Source organism: Streptomyces sp. NPDC053750 (assembly GCF_044544295.1).
GTDB lineage: Bacteria > Actinomycetota > Actinomycetes > Streptomycetales > Streptomycetaceae > Streptomyces.
Genome location: NZ_JBITXB010000004.1, coordinates 234,486 through 248,448, shown reverse-complemented (window position 1 = coordinate 248,448; position 13,963 = coordinate 234,486). Strand labels below are relative to the sequence as shown.

Sequence of the window (13,963 nt, the reverse complement as noted above, 5' to 3'; positions counted from 1 at the left end):
GCCGTGACGGACCTGGTCACGGTGGCCGAACTGGGCGGTTCGCTCGCTGCGATAGGCGGCGCGGCGTACGCCCGGCACTCCCACCCGGCGGCGTACTGGTCCACGGTCGGGCTTCCGCTCTCGGTGGCCCGGCTGCTGGCCTCGTACTCCTCGACCATGGACGCCTGCGGCCTGACCGTCGAACCGCCCAGGTGGAGGGCGCTGGCCGTTCGGGCTGCCACTCGCCGTGAGGTGCGGCCCGTTCCCCCTCGGCGAGGCGTCATCCGGCCCACGACGACCGGGCTGCGTATGCGGTTGCGGTTGGCCCCGGGACAGGAGCCGGCGGACGTGGCCGCCTCTGCCGAACGACTTCGGCATGCCTGGGGTGTGCACGCCGTCTACGTACGTGACATCAGGCCCGGGGTCGTGGAGTTGCGGCTCGTCGGCTTCGATGTGCTGAAGAAGGTGCGCATGCCTCGTCGGCTCGACGGCGGTCCGCTTCGAGTGCCGGTGGCGCTACGGGAGGACGCGACCGCGTTCCTGCGGGACTACCGGGCCGTGCCGCATGAGCTGGTGCTCGGTGCCACGCTCTCGGGCAAGTCCATGTACCTGCGGAACCTGCTGGCCGGGCTCGCCGCTCAACCGGTGGTCCTGGCCGGCATCGACTGCAAGCGCGGAGTCGAGCTGGCGCCCTTCGCGCCTCGGCTCTCCGCCCTGGCAACGGACCCCGACGAGGCGGCCGAACTGCTTCCCGCACTCGTGAAGGAGATGGAGGACCGCTACGAACTGATCAAGGCCCGGCAGGGCATCGCTCCCAACACCCCGCAGGAGCTGATCACCTCGGACGTCTGGGGGCTGCCGGACAACGAACGCCCAGCTCCGATCGTGCTCTTCATCGACGAAGTGGCGGAACTCTTCCTCGTCGCCACAAGGAAGGAGGAGGAACGCCGCGACGAAATGGTGACCCACTTCATCCGTCTCGCCCAGCTCGGACGGGCTGCGGGGATCTACCTCGAAGTCTGCGGACAGCGCTTCGGTGCCGAGCTGGGCAAGGGCGCGACCATGCTCCGCGCTCAGCTGACCGGTCGCGTCTGCCACCGCGTCAACGACGAGGCATCCGCGAAGATGGCGCTCGGAGACATCGCCCCTGAAGCCGTGTCGGCTGCCTGCGCCGTCCCTGCCGAACTGCCCGGCTTGGCCGTCGTCGGCGACACCTCCGGCGGCTGGTCCCGGATCCGTACCCCCTATCTCTCCCTCGCCGACGCTGCGGCCACCTGCCGTGCCACGGCGGGGCTCGCCCCCGACGTAACGACGCTCGCCCCCTTCAGGCCCTGCCTCTCACAGATGCCGGCGGCGGCACCTGGCCCCGTGGCCCCGGTAGCTCCGGCTCACCCCGCCACCGAGTAGGCCCACCACCTGACGACCGGCACGGCCGTTCCGTGCCAAGTCCCTACCCCCTCCATGTCTGGCACCGGAAGGAGTTACGCCATGGGCGCCTTGCCCGTCCGTATCGACGCGGTACTCGTCCAAGCCTTGATCGCCGCAGCGCTGTCTTTCGCCCACCTCCACGACCTGGCGCTTGCCGCCGGGCAGGACGGCTGGAAGGCGTGGGCCTACCCGGTCTCGGTCGATCTCCTGCTGGTCGCGGCCTGGCGGCGACTGCGCACCGGCCAAGCCAAAGCGGCCGGTTGGTGCTGGTTCGTCATCGCCCTGACCGCGTCTCTCGGCGCCAACGTCGCTACGGCCGGCCTGCTCGACCTCAAAGCCGTACCTGACTGGCTGCGCATCCTCGTCGCCGGGTGGCCTGCGGTCGCCTTCCTCGGCGGGACTCTGCTCGCTCACGGAGAAGCCACGGACGCTCACACGACCAACGACGGGTCGGCTCCCCGCTCCTCAACATCCGAAGCCCCCACCTCCGCCCCCGAGCTGTCCGCGGCCGAGACCGAAACGGCTGCCCCCAGCTCCACCCCGGTTCCGCCGGCACTTGTCGCGCTCGCGCGCAAAGTCGCCGACGAGCACCACGCCCGAACCGGAACGCCCATCGACACCTCGACCCTTCGCGCCCGGCTCGGCGTCCCGCTGCCGCTGGCCGAAGCCATCTCCGCCCACCTGACCTGACCCGGAGGACCTGCCCCCGTGCGCCCGTCCACGCTCCGCGCGCTGAAGCGCGCCGCCGAGCTGACCCGACAGAACCGCCTCACCGAAGCCGTACTCATCGCCGAGCCCGTCATCCTCGCCGCCGACAGCTACGAGGGCGACGAGATCTTGCGATGGCTGGCCGAGCACGTCACCGACTTCACCGGCGAAGAACCCAAGGAGAGCTGTTGATGACCGCCAACCGCCGCTTCCGCCGCGTAATCCGCATCGGCCCCGTACAGGTCGCCACCTACTACGACGGCCGGGGCCGCCAGAAGCACACCGCCGCCTGCACCGCTCCGCGCTGCGGCTTCGCCACGGACTACGACAGCCGCGCCGCCGCCGAGCTGGCCGCCCGTACCCACCGCTGCGCCGTCCGCTGAGGGAGCTCCCGTGACCGTCTCGCTGCCTCTCGTCTTCGTCCTGGGCGTCATCGCCTGGGCCGCGATCAAGTTCCTCGGCGTCCGGCTCTGGGTCGCCGTCGTGATCGCCCTGTTCGGCTTCTGGCTCTCGCACACCATCCTTGCTCCCGCCATCGAGTCCGGCACCCGCTCCGGGGTCGACGTCGTCAACGGCACCGACGAATGACAAGGAGATCCGCCATGTTCCGCCCCAAGCTGCCCGCCGTCCCGACTGTGCCGACGACGACCGTCGCATCCCCACACCAGCACTCGCAGGCTCCGCTTCCCTCGACCGGTCGCCCCGTAGTCCCGTACGTGGGCATCGGCGCCGGAGCGGTGGCCGCCGTGGTCGTTGTCGGGATCGTCCTTACCGCGCTCCTGGCGGCGGTCGCCGTCTCGGCCGTGTCCGTGGCCATCGCCGCGGTGGTCCTGCGCTCCCTCGTCAGCAGCGCGAACAAGCGCTGACCGGCCGCCGGGGCGGCAACAAGCCGCCAAGCATCCCGCCGCCCCGGGGCCGTCTCTCCCGACCGTCGTCGCAACAGCCGAAAGGAACTCCCATCATCACCCGGCAGACTCCGCCGCTGGCGGAACTCTCCATGCTGGCCTCCCTCGGAACCATGCCCGAGCTGGCCCGTCAGCTGTCCGGCCTGGGCGGCTGCACGCACCCCGTGCGCCTCGACGGCCACCGCACCGAACACGCGGTGGACCGGACAACCGGTGAGATCGGCCGCGTCCTGCACCATCTGGACTCCTCGGCCCTGCCCGCCGGCCAACTCCTCGTCCGCTGCAACAACCGTCGTGCGACCCGGTGCCCGGCCTGCGCCGAGACGTACCGTCGCGACACCTACCACCTGATCACCGCCGGACTCCGCGGCGGCAAAGGCACACCTCAACAGGTCGCAACGCATCCGCGCGTCTTCGCCACCTTCACCGCACCCAGCTTCGGCCCGGTCCACAACCGCCCGTCGGGCGGTCGGCGCTGCCGCTGCGGTGTCCGGCATGACGAAGGCGCCCCGGTCCTGGGCACGCCGCTCGACGCCGACACCTACGACTACGAAGCGGCCGTGCTGTGGAACGCGCACGCTGGTGCCCTCTGGCGACGCTTCTCGATCTACCTCCGCCGAGAGGTCGCCAAGCGCGCCGGCCTCACCCAACGGGCCTTTCGGGACCACGCCCGGGTCTCCTTCGCGAAAGTGGTTGAGTACCAGAAGCGCGGTGCGGTCCACTTCCATGCCGTCATCCGCATCGACGGCCCCGAGGGCGGCGAATCGCCGCCTCCGACCTGGGCCACGGCCGAGCTGCTGACCGACGCCATCCAGGTCGCCGCCGGCACTGCTCGCGCTGAGGGTCCAGAAGTTGACGGGCGGCCCCACACCTTCACCTTCGGACGGCAGCTGGACGTCCGCACGATCCGGTCTGCCGACTTCGACGGCGGCCAGGCGCTGACCGACCGGGCCGTCGCCGCGTACATCGCCAAGTACGCCACCAAGGGGGCTGAGACGGCGACGGGCACCCTGGACCGGCCCATTCGCTTCCTGGCCGAGCTGGCACAGGCCCGGATCACCGAGCACGCCCGCCGGATGATCCGCACCGCATGGAGCCTGGGCGCTCGTCCCGAGCTGGCAGAACTGCGCTTACGGGCCTGGGCTCACATGCTCGGCTTCCGCGGCCACTTCTCCACCAAGTCCCGCCGCTACTCGACCACCCTCGGCGCCCTCCGCGATGCTCGCGCCGACTGGCGGCGTGCCCAAGCGGCTCCGCCCGTCCCGCAGGACGCAGAAACCACTCTCGTGCTCGCCCACTGGGTGTTCGCCGGGACCGGCCTATCGCACGCCGAAGCCTGGCTTGCCGCGTCACTCGAACCTGCCCCCGGCACGGAAGGAGAGCCGACCACATGAACGACCGCTATCTCTCGGTGGACCAGGTCGCCGAGCTGCTCGGTACGACGGCGCGTTTCCCCCGTCGCCTGATCGAGGAGCGGCGCATTCGGTACGTGAAGGTCGGCCGGCACGTACGCATCCCTGCGAGCGCGGTGGCTGAGTTCGTCGAGTCACACACCGTTGAGCCCGTCCGCTTCCGTCGCGCCGGGCTGCGGAGGGCCGCCTGATGGCCAACAAGAAGGGCAGGCGACGCCGGTTCGGCGCGGTGCGGCAGTACCGGTCCGGGCGTTGGGCGGCCTCATACCTCGGGCCCGACGGGGAGCGCATCCGCGCAGACACGACCTTCGCCACCAAGAAGGAGGCCGAGATCTGGCTGTCTCAGGTCGAGGCAGACCTCAGCCGCGGTGACTGGCGCGCTCCTGATGCGGGAGCGGTCGGCTTCGACGTCTACGCGAACAAGTGGGTCGAAGAGCGGGAGCTGTCGGTCCGCACGGAGGACCTTTACCGCCATCTCCTCCGACTGCACATCCTGCCGACATTCGGCGGACTCGACCTGGACGAGATCACGGCGCCTCGTGTACGCGAGTGGCGTGCCGAACGCCTCCGGACCACCGGAGCCAAGACCACGATCGCCAAGGCGTACCGCCTTCTCAAAGGCATCCTTGAGACGGCTGTCGACGATGACCTGATCACTCGCAACCCTTGCCGGATCAAGGGTGCGGGCAAGGAGTCGGCCGCAGAGCGGCGGATCGCTACCGTCGGCCAGGTCGACGCCCTTGCCGACGCGATCGGCATCCGGTGGAAGCTCATGGTGTACCTCGGTGCCTATGGCCCGATGCGACCCGAGGAGCTGGCCGGCCTCCGCCGTCGTGACGTCGACCTCGACAACCTCACGGTCCGTGTGCGCGTCGCCGAGCCCGAGCGTACGAACGGCAAGCGGGCTCCCGGCCCCACCAAATCCGACGCAGGCGCACGTGTGGTCGTCCTTCCGGCCTTCCTCCGCGTGGACTTGGAGCGGCATCTCTCCTGGTTCGCCGAGAAGGGGCCCGATGGGTTGCTCTTCGTGGGGGAGAAGGGAGCGGCCTTCCGGCGCACCTCGTTCGGGCGGAAGTGGCGACGGGCTCGCGAGGCTGTCGGCCTCCCGGACGGATTCCGCTTCTACGACCTCCGCCACACCGGACACACCCTGTCGACCCGCTCGGGCGCCACCCTCCGGGACACGATGGTGCGCGCCGGCCAGTCCTCCGAGAAGGCGGCGCTGATCTACCAGCACTCCGACGAGGACCGGCAACGGGAGGTCGCTGCCGGACTCGACGACCTCGTGCGCGCCGAACGTGCGAAGCCCCACACCGACGACCGTGCGCACCACAAGGAAGAGCCGTCGGCGGGCTAATGGTGCGGTTGTGGTGCGGCAGTCGCCCACCGGTCTGGACGACAAGAAACCCCCGGGTCGATGACCTGGGGGTTTCGCATGGAGCGGGTGACGAGAATCGAACTCGCGCTCTCAGCTTGGGAAGCTGATGTTCTACCATTAAACTACACCCGCGTAAGACGCCGACCGAGGTCGGTGTCCGGACGCTCGCTCACTCTACCCCATCGCAGGCCCCCGGTGTTCGCGCCGTGGGGCCTGCGACGGTTTCGCGAGGGTGGGATGCGGCTGCGTCGGGGCCGAGTTGGGGCGTACGGTGGGGGCTTCGGGGAGGGTGCGTGGGAGGGCGGAGTGCCGCCTGGAGGGTCGTCTCTTTTATCCCGTAGTGTGGCTTTTGTCGTCAGGGTAGTCAGCCAGACGAGGCTCTTGGGGAAGGGACTTGAAGGACTTGATGGAGCGCACTGTCGTCCGCTGTGCCGATGGGCACGTGTTCACCGCCGGCTCGTTCCCGATGCAGCAGGCCGAGCGACTCGGCCCCGGCCGGCTCGTCCGATGTCCGCGGTGTGCGCGGCTGCGGAGTGCCGTGCCGGTGGGTGCGGAGAAGCGGTAGCGGAGAAGCGGTAGCGGGGTAGCGGCGGCGGAGACGCTGTAGCACACACCCCGAGCGGGTCCGGGCGCGCGGCGCGGCGGCGGTTGTCGCTGCTCCGCGCGCCTTGCGTATCCTCGGTGCGTGCTTCTCTCAGACAAGGACATCCGGGCCGAGATCGAATCCGGACGGGTCCGCATCGATCCCTTCGACGACTCCATGGTGCAGCCGTCGAGCATCGACGTGCGCCTCGACCGCTACTTCCGGGTGTTCGAGAATCACCGGTACCCGCACATCGACCCCTCCGTCGAGCAGGCCGACCTGACCCGGCTCGTGGAGCCGGAGGGCGACGAGCCGTTCATCCTGCATCCCGGCGAGTTCGCGCTGGCCAGTACGTACGAGGTCGTCTCGCTGCCCGACGACCTCGCCTCGCGGCTTGAGGGGAAGAGCTCGCTGGGGCGCCTCGGGCTCGTCACGCACTCCACCGCCGGGTTCATCGACCCCGGGTTCTCCGGGCACGTGACGCTCGAGCTCAGCAATCTCGCCACCCTGCCGATCAAGCTGTGGCCGGGAATGAAGATCGGGCAGCTGTGCATGTTCCGGCTCACGTCGCCGGCCGAGCACCCGTACGGGAGCGAGCGGTACGGGTCCCGTTACCAGGGACAGCGGGGGCCGACCGCCTCCCGGTCCTTCCTCAACTTCCATCGGACCCAGGTATGAGCAGGACGCGCGCATGAGTGATGTTCGGGAGAATCTGACCTACGAGCAGTTCGGTGTCGCCGTGCGCGAGCTCGCGCAGGCCGTCGCCGACGACGGGTACGAGCCGGACATAGTGCTCTCCATCGCCCGCGGCGGGGTCTTCGTCGCCGGCGGGCTGGCGTACGCGCTGGACTGCAAGAACATCCACCTCGTGAACGTGGAGTTCTACACCGGCGTCGGGACCACGCTCGAGATGCCGGTCATGCTCGCGCCCGTGCCCAACGTCATCGACTTCTCCGAGAAGAAGGTCCTCATCACCGACGACGTCGCCGACACCGGCAAGACGCTCAAGCTGGTGCGGGACTTCTGCCTCGACACGGTCGCCGAGGTCCGCAGCGCCGTGATCTATGAGAAGTCCCACTCGCTCGTCCAGTGCGAGTACGTGTGGAAGCGGACCGATGACTGGATCAACTTCCCGTGGTCCGTCCAGCCGCCGGTCGTGCGGCGGGACGGGCAGGTGCTCGACGCCTGAGCGGCGAGGACACGCCATGTGAAGGGCCCCCGGCGCGACGCCGGGGGCCCTTCACATGACGGTCACGGGGGACCGGAGGGCACTAGAACGTGCCCAGCTTCACGATCGACAGCAGTGCGATCAGCTGGATCGCGGACGCGCCGAGCGCCTTCGGCCAGGGCAGGTCGTGGGAGCGGTTGACCATCAGGGTCAGCAGGGCGCCGCCCGCGACCCAGGTGGCCCAGCCCAGGATCTGGACGAAGGGTGCGTCGCCGCCGGCGAACATCGCGACGACCAGGCGGGGCGCGTCCGTGATGGACATGATCAGCATGGAGAGGCCGACGGTGGGCTGCCACGCGCCGTCGCCGCCGAGCTGGCGGGCCAGGGTGTGGGTGACCACGCCCAGGACGAAGGCGCTCAGCACCATGGCGACGGCCGTCGTCAGGACGATCGGGATCGCGTTCGAGAGGGTGGCGTTGATCGCCTCCTCGCGGGCGCCGTCGAAACCGAAGACCGCCAGCAGGCCGTAGAGGAACGTCACGATGAGCGCCGGGGCCCACATCGCGTAGTCCCGCATCTGGAGGAAGGTCTGGTTGGGGGCGAGGACGACGCCCTTCAGCAGGTCCTTCCAGTGCAGGCGGGGGCCGACCGGACCGGGCGGCGGAGTGGCGCCGGCGCGGTAGGTACCGCCCTGGTTGTAGGGGTCGTCGCCGACGGTGAACGCCTGGGTGTGGCCCGGGTTGTTGGCCGCGTACGGGTCGTACGGGGCCTGCGGGGCGGGTCCGCCGTGCGGTGGGTGCGGGCCGCCCTGGGGGTAGCCGCCCCCGTCGCCGAAGTACTCCGGCTCCCCGTGCCCGCCGCCGTGCGCCTGCGGCCACGGGGACCCGCCGGGGCCGCCACCGCCGTACGGCTGCTGCGGGTACGGCTGCCGAGGCGCGGCGGGGCCGCCGTACGACGGTCCCTGGGGCGCCTGCTGTCCGTACGGTGGGTGTTGCGGTCGCGCGTGAGGAGCGCCGTTGTCCCGGCCGCGTCCGATCCTGAATCCAGCCACGCCTTCGAACGTACCTGGTCCCGAAGAGTGACGTGCGGGGCCCGGCCATTCGGGGCTTCCTTTGCGGCCGAGCTGTGACATCCCTTACGGGAGTTGACCGGGACGTCCCCTAGGGGCCGGGCCGTCCGCGGTCGGCCCGGCGGCACGGGCGCCGTCAGCAGAAGTCGGTGAACCCCCACCAACCGTCGGTGACACGCCGGGCGGCGTCGATGCGGCCGTCCCCCCGGCCCAGGTAGGCGAGCTGCCATCCGGGATTGCCCGACCAGCCGTCGATCACGTAGCTCTTGTTGGTGACGGCGACGAGGTCGGGGGCGTCGGAGCCGTTGAAGTCGCCGACGGCGAACAGGTGTCCCAGGGCGTTCCAGCCGCCGGTGCCGATGAGCGTGCGGGAGCCGAGGGCGCCGCCGGCGGTGCCGGGGTAGAGCCAGAGCTTGCCCGTGGAGGCTTCGCGGGCGTAGAGGTCGGGGTGGCCGTCGCCGTTCGTGTCGCCCATGCCGACGAGTGCGTTGATGGTGTTCCAGCCGCCGGTGCCGATCAGCTTGCGGCTGCCGAGGGCGCCACCGGCGGTGCCGGGATACAGGTAGAGCTTGCCGGTGGACTTCTCGGTGGCGATCAGGTCGGAGCGGCCGTCGCCGGTGAGGTCGCCGAAGGCGGTGATGTCCCGCATGCCGTTCCAGCCGCCGGTGCCGATCAGCTTGCGGCTGCCCACCGCGCCGGTGCCGGTGCCGGGGTAGAGCCAGAGCTTGCCGGTGGACGCCTCCCGGGCGATGACGTCCTCGTGGCCGTCGCGGCTGAAGTCGCCGTGCCGGGTCAGGGCGTTGATGCCGTTCCAGCCGCCGGTGCCGATGATCCGGCCCGTGCCGTCGCCGGAGGTGAACCACAGGCGTCCCGCACGGTCGCGGCTGATGATGTCGGCCCTGCCGTCGCCGTCCATGTCGCCGAAGCCCAGGGATGCGGACTGGGGCGAGGCCGCCCAGGCCGGGTGGTCGGGCACGTTGCACTCGTGCGCGTCCTGGACGAACTTGATCGAGCGGATGACGGTGGACATGTCCCCGTAGTACGGGTACCCGTCGGCGTCGGCGGGTTCCACGGACCAGAGGTGGCTCGTCCTGTCGTAGTCCCTCTCGCCGTAGAAGCAGGCGACCGCGTTCGTGCGGTTGACGTAGGAGTGGATGTCGCCGGCCCAGCCCCCCAGGTCCGCGACGTTCTTGTTCGTCTTCCACATCGTGCCGTTGACGTCCTTGCCCGACCAGCCGCAGAAGTAGCCCCTCGGGCAGTCCTCCACGCTTGCCGCGGCCGGAGCGGCGTTGACGACGGCCAGGCCCGAGCCGGCGAGTACGAGGCCGGCGAGTACCGAGACGGCCCGAGTGAATCGGTTCTGCATGGTGTTGGTGTCCCCTCCCCTTGATGCTGCGCAGGCACCCTAACTTGGCCGCGCGACCCGCAGTTCCCCTGTCGGGGAACGGCGGCGGCCCCCGACCCGTGGGGGTCGGGGGCCGCCGTGGACCGGGCTGCCGGGGTGGGGCCGGTTACTTCACCGGCTCCGGGGTCGGCTCGCTCTCCGGCTCCGGGTCGCCGGCCGGGTCGGCCGGGGTCTTGACGGAGTCCAGCAGGAGCTGGGCGACGTCGACGACCTGGATGGATTCCTTGGCCTTGCCGTCGTTCTTCTTGCCGTTGACGGAGTCGGTGAGCATCACGAGGCAGAAGGGGCAGGCGGTGGAGACGATGTCGGGGTTGACCGACAGGGCCTCGTCGACGCGCTCGTTGTTGATGCGCTTGCCGATCCGCTCCTCCATCCACATCCGCGCACCACCGGCGCCGCAGCAGAAGCCGCGCTCCTTGTGGCGGTGCATCTCCTCGTTGCGGACGCCGGGGACGGCGGCGATGATCTCGCGCGGGGGCGTGTAGATCTTGTTGTGGCGGCCCAGGTAGCAGGGGTCGTGGTACGTGATGATGCCCTCGACCGGGGTGACCGGGACCAGCTTGCCCTCGTCCACCAGGTGCTGGAGCAGCTGGGTGTGGTGGATGACCTCGTAGTCGCCGCCGAGCTGCGGGTACTCGTTGCCGAGGGTGTTGAGGCAGTGCGGGCAGGTGGCGACGATCTTCTTCGCCGACCTGGGCTTGCGCGACTCGTCGGTGACCTTGCCGTCGTCGTCCATCTCCTCGCCGAAGGCGGCGTTGAGGGACATGACGTTCTCCATGCCGAGCTCCTGGAACAGGGGCTCGTTGCCGAGGCGGCGGGCGGAGTCACCGGTGCACTTCTCGTCGCCGCCCATGATGGCGAACTTGACGCCCGCCATGTGCAGCAGCTCGGCGAAGGCCTTCGTCGTCTTCTTGGCGCGGTCCTCCAGGGCGCCGGCGCAGCCGACCCAGTACAGGTACTCGACCTCGGTGAGGTCCTCGATGTCCTTGCCGACGACCGGGACCTCGAAGTCGACCTCCTTGAGCCACTCCAGGCGCTGCTTCTTCGCCAGGCCCCAGGGGTTGCCCTTCTTCTCCAGGTTCTTGAGCATGGTGCCCGCCTCGGACGGGAACGCCGACTCGATCATGACCTGGTAGCGGCGCATGTCGACGATGTGGTCGACGTGCTCGATGTCGACGGGGCACTGCTCGACGCAGGCGCCGCAGGTGGTGCAGGACCACAGGACGTCGGGGTCGATGACGCCGTTCTCCTCGGCGGTGCCGATCAGCGGGCGCTCGGCCTCCGCGAGAGCGGCGGCGGGCACGCCGGCCAGCTGCTCCTCGGACGCCTTCTCCTCGCCCTCCATCGTCTTGCCGCCGCCGGCCAGCAGGTAGGGGGCCTTGGCGTGCGCGTGGTCGCGCAGGGACATGATCAGGAGCTTGGGGGAGAGCGGCTTGCCGGTGTTCCAGGCGGGGCACTGCGACTGGCAGCGGCCGCACTCGGTGCAGGTGGAGAAGTCCAGCAGGCCCTTCCACGAGAACTGCTCGACCTGGGAGACACCGAAGACGTCGTCGTCACCGGGGTCGGTGAAGTCGATCGGCTTGCCGCCCGAGGTCATCGGGAGCAGCGCGCCGAGCGCGGTGCCGCCCTTCGCGTCGCGCTTGAACCAGATGTTCGGGAAGGCCAGGAAGCGGTGCCAGGCCACGCCCATGTCGGTCTTCAGGGCGACCGTGATCATCCAGATGAAGGAGGTCGCGATCTTCAGGCCGGCGAAGAAGTAGACCAGGTTCTGGAGGGTGCTCAGGTCCAGGTCCTGGAGCGCGGAGACGACCGGGTACGAGATGAAGAACGACGCCTCGTAGCCGTCCACGTGGTGGAGGGCGCCCTCCAGCGCGTGCAGCATGAAGATGCAGACGCCGACGATGAGGATGACGGCCTCGACGAAGTACGCCTGGCCGAAGTTGGAGCCGGCGAAGCGGGACTTGCGGCCCGGCTTGTTCGGCTTGCTCAGCTGGCGGATCGCGATCAGGACGAGGATGCCGAGCACCGTCATCGTGCCGATGAACTCGACGAAGACGTTGTACGGCGCCCAGTCGCCGATGACCGGCAGGATCCAGTCGGCCTGGAACAGCTGGCCGATCGCGTTGACGATCGTCAGCAGCAGGGAGAAGAAGCCCACCGCCACGAACCAGTGCGCCACCCCGACGATGCCCCAGCGGTTCATCCGGGTGTGGCCGAGGAACTCCCGGACCACGGTGAGAGTGCGCTGCGCGGGTTCGTCGGTCCGCGTGCCGGCCGGCACCGACTGGCCCAGCCGCATGTAGTTGACGATCTGCAGGACGGCGCGGCCGAACAGTGCCACGCCGACCACGATCAGGACCAGCGACACGATGATCGCGGCGAGTTGCATTGGGGGCTCCTCGGGCCTGCGAGGTTGCGAGAGGGCGGTTATTACTAAGCGGTAACTTAATCAGTCCGTTCGAGACTACCCCCATCCTCCGCCGCACTGTAGTCGGACGTGCGGTGATCTGCGTCGCTGAGGCAACCCTGACCGCCGGGCTCCCCCGTCCGGCTCGACGCCACGCCGGGCCCGACGGGCCGTTCATCGCAAATCATGATATTCGGCATATCTTGAGCCCGTGCTCTACGGGATCGCCGCCGTCACCGCCTCCTTCGCCGCCGCCGCCTCCTCCTTTCTCCTCGCCGCCCTGCTCGCCGCGCTGCTGAGGGCGCCCGCCCTGCGCCTCGCCCTCGTCGACCGGCGACGTCAGCGGCCCGTGCCGCTGCTCGGCGGCGTGGCCGTGGTCCTCGTCACCGGGCTGGTCGTGTGGGCCGGGGAGTGGACCGGCGTCGTGCCGCTCGGCTCGGGCGTCGGCCGACTGCTCGTCGCCGGGACCGCCGTCGGCGCGCTCGGCCTGGCCGCCGACGTCTGGCGGCTGCGGCGACGGTGGCTGGTCGCCGGTACGGCCGTGGCGGCGGCGTGCGTGGTGCCGTACGGCGAGACCGGGCCGGTGGCCGGGACGCTCGCCGTGGTCTGGATCGCGCTGGTCGCCGCCGCCTTCCGGGGGCTGGACCACGCCGACGGGGTGGCCGGCACGGTGGGGATCGTGACCGCCTTCGGTGTCGGCGCCTGTGCCACGGCGGAGCTGAGGGGCGGGCTGGCGGTGCTGCTGAGCGCGCTGGCCGCGGCGCTGGCCGGGTTCCTGCTGCACAACCGGTATCCGGCGCGGATCGCCCTCGGGGCGTGCGGGTCGCTCTTCGCGGGCTTCCTGCTCGCCGGGGCGGCGGTGTTCACCCGGGTGGGGCACGATCCCCGGGCCGGCGCGGGGGTGCTCTTCGCGCTGACCGCGCCGGTCGTCGCCGACGCCGTCCTGGTGCTCCTCTCGCGCCGGCTGGCCGGGCGGCCCCTGCGGCGGGGCGGACCCGATCATCTCGCCCACCGGCTGCGGCGGCTCGGGCTCGCCCCGCAGGGTGCGGTGGTGGTCATCGGCGTGGTCTCGTTCTGCGGGGTACTCGCGGGCGTGCTCGTGCACGTCGGCTGGGCGGGGCGGGCGACGCTGCTGTGGGTGGCGGGCGTGGTGGCCGTCGGGATGGTGGCGCTGTTGCGGGTGCGGGTGTACGAGCCGCGGCGGGCGGGGTCGGAGACCCGTGGGGTCCATGGGACTCGTGGGGCGGCGGGGACGGACACCCGGGCCCGCGGGCCCCGGACGGTGTCCCGGGTGGGACAGCCTCGGGAGTCCCGTGACGCGTCCGGCGCCCCCGTCCGTGGCCCGTCCCTCCCACCCGTTCGTGTGGCGGCGCGGGCGTCGATTTTCCCGGTTCGTCAGGCCCAGAGCGGTGAGAACGAGCAGGTCAGCGCGCCATTGCGTGTAAGGAACGGATAAGAGTTGAGTCTGCTCGACTCACCTCTGTTGACCCATCGCCGGGCGTCGTGCACACTTGAGCCTGT

15 protein-coding genes and 1 tRNA gene are annotated in these 13,963 nt (G+C 70.3%); 12 read left to right on the top strand and 4 right to left on the bottom strand.

Annotated elements, in window-relative coordinates; translation table 11 throughout:
• The first annotated feature begins 3 nt into the window (after nt 1-3).
• The 9 genes from ACIGO6_RS13815 to ACIGO6_RS13775 all read left to right on the top strand — a co-directional run bounded on the left by ACIGO6_RS13815 (nt 4) and on the right by ACIGO6_RS13775 (nt 5,789).
• The gene (locus ACIGO6_RS13815; protein WP_399875255.1) at nt 4-1,386 is read left to right on the top strand and encodes an FtsK/SpoIIIE domain-containing protein; all 1,383 of its coding nucleotides are present in this window, start codon (nt 4-6) and stop codon (nt 1,384-1,386) included.
• A gap of 81 nt (nt 1,387-1,467) precedes the next feature.
• Nucleotides 1,468-2,097, top strand: a complete 630-nt coding sequence (locus ACIGO6_RS13810; protein WP_399875253.1) for a DUF2637 domain-containing protein — start codon at nt 1,468-1,470, stop codon at nt 2,095-2,097.
• Nucleotides 2,098-2,115: 18 nt separating this feature from the next.
• Nucleotides 2,116-2,307: a hypothetical protein gene (locus ACIGO6_RS13805; RefSeq protein WP_164383904.1), complete on the top strand. Its 192-nt coding sequence runs from the start codon at nt 2,116-2,118 to the stop codon at nt 2,305-2,307.
• Nucleotides 2,307-2,498, top strand: a complete 192-nt coding sequence (locus ACIGO6_RS13800) for a mobile element transfer protein (protein WP_399875252.1) — start codon at nt 2,307-2,309, stop codon at nt 2,496-2,498. The genes ACIGO6_RS13805 and ACIGO6_RS13800 overlap by 1 nt, the downstream gene beginning before the upstream one ends.
• 10 nt (nt 2,499-2,508) lie before the next feature.
• Nucleotides 2,509-2,703 carry a hypothetical protein gene (locus ACIGO6_RS13795; RefSeq protein WP_114528487.1) on the top strand — a complete coding sequence of 65 codons (195 nt, stop codon included), beginning with the start codon at nt 2,509-2,511 and terminating at the stop codon, nt 2,701-2,703.
• Between the two features lie 14 nt (nt 2,704-2,717).
• The gene (locus ACIGO6_RS13790) at nt 2,718-2,981 is read left to right on the top strand and encodes a SpdD protein (RefSeq protein WP_399875251.1); all 264 of its coding nucleotides are present in this window, start codon (nt 2,718-2,720) and stop codon (nt 2,979-2,981) included.
• 131 nt (nt 2,982-3,112) lie between these two features.
• On the top strand, nt 3,113-4,414 hold the full coding sequence (locus tag ACIGO6_RS13785) for a replication initiator (RefSeq protein WP_399875249.1): 1,302 nt from the start codon (nt 3,113-3,115) through the stop codon (nt 4,412-4,414).
• A complete protein-coding gene (locus tag ACIGO6_RS13780) occupies nt 4,411-4,623 on the top strand; it encodes an excisionase family DNA-binding protein (protein WP_114528489.1) in 213 nt (70 codons plus the stop codon). Before ACIGO6_RS13785 ends, ACIGO6_RS13780 begins: the two co-directional genes overlap by 4 nt.
• Nucleotides 4,623-5,789: a site-specific integrase gene (locus ACIGO6_RS13775; protein ID WP_164383900.1), complete on the top strand. Its 1,167-nt coding sequence runs from the start codon at nt 4,623-4,625 to the stop codon at nt 5,787-5,789. Before ACIGO6_RS13780 ends, ACIGO6_RS13775 begins: the two co-directional genes overlap by 1 nt.
• Before the next feature lie 79 nt (nt 5,790-5,868).
• Here ACIGO6_RS13775 and ACIGO6_RS13770 read toward each other — a convergent pair.
• Nucleotides 5,869-5,942, bottom strand: a tRNA-Gly gene (locus tag ACIGO6_RS13770).
• A 553-nt stretch (nt 5,943-6,495) separates the two neighbouring features.
• Here ACIGO6_RS13770 and dcd point away from each other — a divergent pair.
• Entirely contained in the window at nt 6,496-7,071 is a 576-nt protein-coding gene (gene dcd, locus ACIGO6_RS13765) for a dCTP deaminase (RefSeq protein WP_399875247.1), read from the top strand.
• 13 nt (nt 7,072-7,084) lie between these two features.
• Nucleotides 7,085-7,582: a phosphoribosyltransferase gene (locus ACIGO6_RS13760; protein ID WP_399875245.1), complete on the top strand. Its 498-nt coding sequence runs from the start codon at nt 7,085-7,087 to the stop codon at nt 7,580-7,582.
• Nucleotides 7,583-7,664: 82 nt separating this feature from the next.
• Here ACIGO6_RS13760 and ACIGO6_RS13755 read toward each other — a convergent pair whose 3' ends face one another.
• The 3 genes from ACIGO6_RS13755 to ACIGO6_RS13745 form a co-directional block, all read right to left on the bottom strand.
• On the bottom strand, nt 7,665-8,693 hold the full coding sequence (locus tag ACIGO6_RS13755) for a Yip1 family protein (protein WP_399875243.1): 1,029 nt from the start codon (nt 8,691-8,693) through the stop codon (nt 7,665-7,667).
• Between the two features lie 73 nt (nt 8,694-8,766).
• The gene (locus ACIGO6_RS13750) at nt 8,767-9,996 is read right to left on the bottom strand and encodes an FG-GAP-like repeat-containing protein (protein ID WP_399875242.1); all 1,230 of its coding nucleotides are present in this window, start codon (nt 9,994-9,996) and stop codon (nt 8,767-8,769) included.
• Nucleotides 9,997-10,141: 145 nt separating this feature from the next.
• Nucleotides 10,142-12,424, bottom strand: a complete 2,283-nt coding sequence (locus tag ACIGO6_RS13745) for a heterodisulfide reductase-related iron-sulfur binding cluster (protein WP_399875240.1) — start codon at nt 12,422-12,424, stop codon at nt 10,142-10,144.
• A 229-nt stretch (nt 12,425-12,653) separates the two neighbouring features.
• Between ACIGO6_RS13745 and ACIGO6_RS13740 the strand changes: the two genes are divergently transcribed.
• Nucleotides 12,654-13,898 carry an MraY family glycosyltransferase gene (locus ACIGO6_RS13740; protein WP_399875239.1) on the top strand — a complete coding sequence of 415 codons (1,245 nt, stop codon included), beginning with the start codon at nt 12,654-12,656 and terminating at the stop codon, nt 13,896-13,898.
• The last annotated feature ends 65 nt before the right edge of the window (nt 13,899-13,963 follow it).